This is a genomic window from Mesotoga sp. UBA5557 (genome assembly GCF_002425715.1).
Classification (GTDB): domain Bacteria; phylum Thermotogota; class Thermotogae; order Petrotogales; family Kosmotogaceae; genus Mesotoga.
Window position 1 is genome coordinate 1 of sequence record NZ_DIMV01000087.1, and the last position, 3,200, is coordinate 3,200.

Genomic DNA, 3,200 nt, shown 5'->3' on the forward strand with positions numbered 1-3,200 from the left:
TGAAACAACTCAGAAAACGTAGACAGAAATAACCACTTCATTTCTCTGAAATCATTTCAGATAGGTATTTCTTGCTTGTTCAGTTTGGGGACTTCAGTATAAAGGTATTCTTTTCCACAATAACATGGAAACACTATGTGTTCTTCAAGAATTATCGTGTGAAAGAAAGGAGAAATTGTCCTGTTATTCTAGAGGAGAGCCGCTATTTCTTCAAAGTCCCGGTCCATTCGCCAATTTCTCTTGCAAGGCTATCGAGGTAGATTTTTCCGTCGTTGATAAGAGTGCCGGTTGCCGTGACTGTGACCGTACCGTTTAGTATAACATCTCTCATCTCCCCAAACACGGGCGGATATCGTACCTGCATGGTGACGGTGAGAAAATTATCGGGTTTGTCTGTTACTGTGCCTTCGACATCGACTTTTATCAGTTCATCAAGTCCAGGAGGCATCGTGCTTCCCCAGCCTTTTATGGTGTTTCCGTCCTGATAAGTGATCTTCATTGTGCCGGTACCCTTGATTGTGGTGTTGTCATGTTTCACTTTGCCTTCAAGTTGCCAGGTACCAAAAACGGCAGGAGCGTTTTTCGGGTCGAAGTGTCTATTCCAGAAGCATCCTCCGAGTGTTAGTGCCAAGAGAACAATGAAAAGAACTATGATTCGAGTCTTCATCTTCCCCCTCCTGTTTTTCGTTTTATTTGTGGGCCGTCCATTCGCCTATCTTTCTTACCGGTTTGAGAAGGAATATGCCGTAGCCTTCACCTGTACCAGATGATTCAGCGAAGATAGCGCCGCCTTCTACGCGGAGTTTGCCTTTCATCAGTATATCGTACTTAGCACCATTTACAGGATTTGCCATAGTCCCGGTGATTGTCATCTCAGTGGAGGTAAACTCGATATCCACCGAATCAATCTCAATACTGAATTCCTCGGATTTAACGTTCCCGTGTTCGTCGGTGTAGGTTGAGCTGGCCGTTATCTCTACCGGACCGGACATCTCCCAGTTCTGCTGGCTAATACCCAGCGTACCGGTTCCGGTCGCCTTCACATATCCATATGTTGAGCTTTCGTAGTCTATGGTTCCCGTGAAATTCCAGGTCCCGAGATAAGGATTTGCGAAGCCGTAGTTGTTGGCAAAGACCGCAAAATCCGCAAGGGTTATCGAGCCGTCAGGAGCTCCGGGAACTGAAAAGATTTTCTGCCAGATTCCCGAGTATTGTTTCTCAGATGCACCAACATCGAATTTCTCATCGTACTCTTGCGAACCTTCCGAGAAGCCATACGCGGGAGCGAACGAAGCAAAATCGGACAGTGTGATGTAGCCGTCTCCGTTATAATCGCCTATTAGTTCTGGATCCACGCTATTCTGCTTCCAATAAGAATTGGAGATACGATTCAAAACGATTGTGTCACACTTCGAGATAGCTATGCCGGCCGCGTGTTCCGAAGAGATCAGAAGTACTGGCCTGGAGAAATCAACATTCCTGAAGCCGGAAATGGCTACGGTCAGATCCGAATGGTTGCTGCGTGTTATTATCAAGACTCCCTGAAGAGGAGATAGATCTTCAATTTTGAGACCTTCCCCAACCAGAGTTATCTCTATTGCATCTATTCCTTCTCTTACATAAAGCTCGGCTCCGTCTGGAAGTCTCTGGAGTATATACCGGCCGCTTTGATCGAACCTCGGAAAGTGTCCGACACATGAAGCCATAAGCATTGTGACAACAATAGATATAAACACGATGTATGTCATTATTTTCATCTCAGACCCCCCTACTGGATTGTGATTATCCCGGTATCAGACAGATCGAGTCCACTAATCTCGGGAATCACACCGGTACTGAATTTAACATTTCCTTCGCTAACATATTCGGAGAAGAGTATCTCCGTATTGCCGGCTTTGTCAAGTACATTGACAAATACTCTCAGCAGCTCCGTATTCTGAACATCGAGATCTTTCAGTCCGGCCACGGCCACGTGAATAACACTTTCGGAAGGCTGCTTGATTATTATAAGTCCCCCGACAAGGGACTGGACTATACCGGGACATGTAAGATACTCCGTATCGAACTCAAATACAACTTCAAAGGCGTTTATCTCACCTAAGTTATTGGCTTTAACAACAAAGCTTCCAAGACTGTTCCTGTTTAAAGTGGTATCGATTATTTCGAAGGAGGGCCCTGCAACAACTATGGTGGAAGCCGCGCTCTTCACTGGGTCCCCAGCCTTTCCCTTTATATCTACCGGTATGACTTCGAAATACATGAATTTACCAGCGTCTTGCGAAGTGAGCAAATACTCACGTTTAGTGGCTAAGGGAATCGACTCAAGACCAGTGCCGTCGGCTTTGTCTGAACGATACCATTTGTACTCGGATGCTCCTTCAGGCTCTTGTTCGGGATCCAGAAAAGTGTATTCTCCCTTTACTTTCTGCCCGCTAACGGTATCTCCTGTGATCCTTACATCTGAAGCACTGGGCTTCTTGTTTATCGGTGGACAGGCCGTAAGTGCAATCAGCAAGATCAACATAACGGTGATATAGGCTAATTTTCTCAATCAGATCACCCCATTCAGTTTATGGTTATCGTGCCTGGAATCAGAGTAATATTCGGACTCTTGAATACCTGAGGCGGCTGGCTGTCATCGGCTACCGCAGTTTCGACTGGAGAATCATTATATACATAGCCAGTAAAACCGATGGTTGTACTTCCAGATGAGATCTCAAGTACTGCAATAGTTGCTATCTTAGTCCTTGCCGCGAGGTTCACGGGTTGACCTCCTGCGATGAAATGGATTATTCCACCGGTGTTTCTTATCATGTTCGCAAGCGACCATCCAAGACCGGCATCGTTAGACATGGCTATTACATTCAGCTTTGCTGGATCAAAACTCAAAACGTATTCGATCGCCGCAACACCGAATTCGAAACCTTCGGCGTATATGTCTATATACTCAAAACCATCCATCGTGGTGTTGTTTATCTGGATCGTTCCTTTACTTATAGTCGTGAAGTTCGCAACTAGCGTTCTGTTCTTTGTAGCCGTAAATGAATAACTGGCGTTAGTACTTACCTGCGCTCCATTCTCTGTCCAGTTGACGAACCTGTATCCCTCTTTGGGGGTAGCTGAAAGATTGACAGTATCTCCATGGGTGTAGATCCCTCCACCGGCAGCAGTTCCGCCAGCCGCAGGATTGGCCGAAACGT

At 46.0% G+C, this 3,200-nt stretch carries 4 protein-coding genes; all 4 read right to left on the reverse strand.

Annotation, left to right across the window (positions count from 1 at the left end; genetic code table 11):
- Positions 1-202: 202 nt before the first annotated feature.
- The gene (locus B3157_RS11355) at positions 203-667 is read right to left on the reverse strand and encodes a hypothetical protein (RefSeq protein ID WP_103133816.1); all 465 of its coding nucleotides are present in this window, start codon (positions 665-667) and stop codon (positions 203-205) included.
- A 22-nt stretch (positions 668-689) separates the two neighbouring features.
- A complete protein-coding gene (locus tag B3157_RS11360; RefSeq protein ID WP_103133815.1) occupies positions 690-1,757 on the reverse strand; it encodes a hypothetical protein in 1,068 nt (355 codons plus the stop codon).
- Between the two features lie 11 nt (positions 1,758-1,768).
- Positions 1,769-2,551, reverse strand: a complete 783-nt coding sequence (locus B3157_RS11365) for a hypothetical protein (RefSeq protein ID WP_103133814.1) — start codon at positions 2,549-2,551, stop codon at positions 1,769-1,771.
- Positions 2,552-2,565: 14 nt separating this feature from the next.
- The coding region (locus B3157_RS11370) for an InlB B-repeat-containing protein (RefSeq protein ID WP_292590599.1) at positions 2,566-3,200 on the reverse strand (635 nt) is incomplete at its 5' end.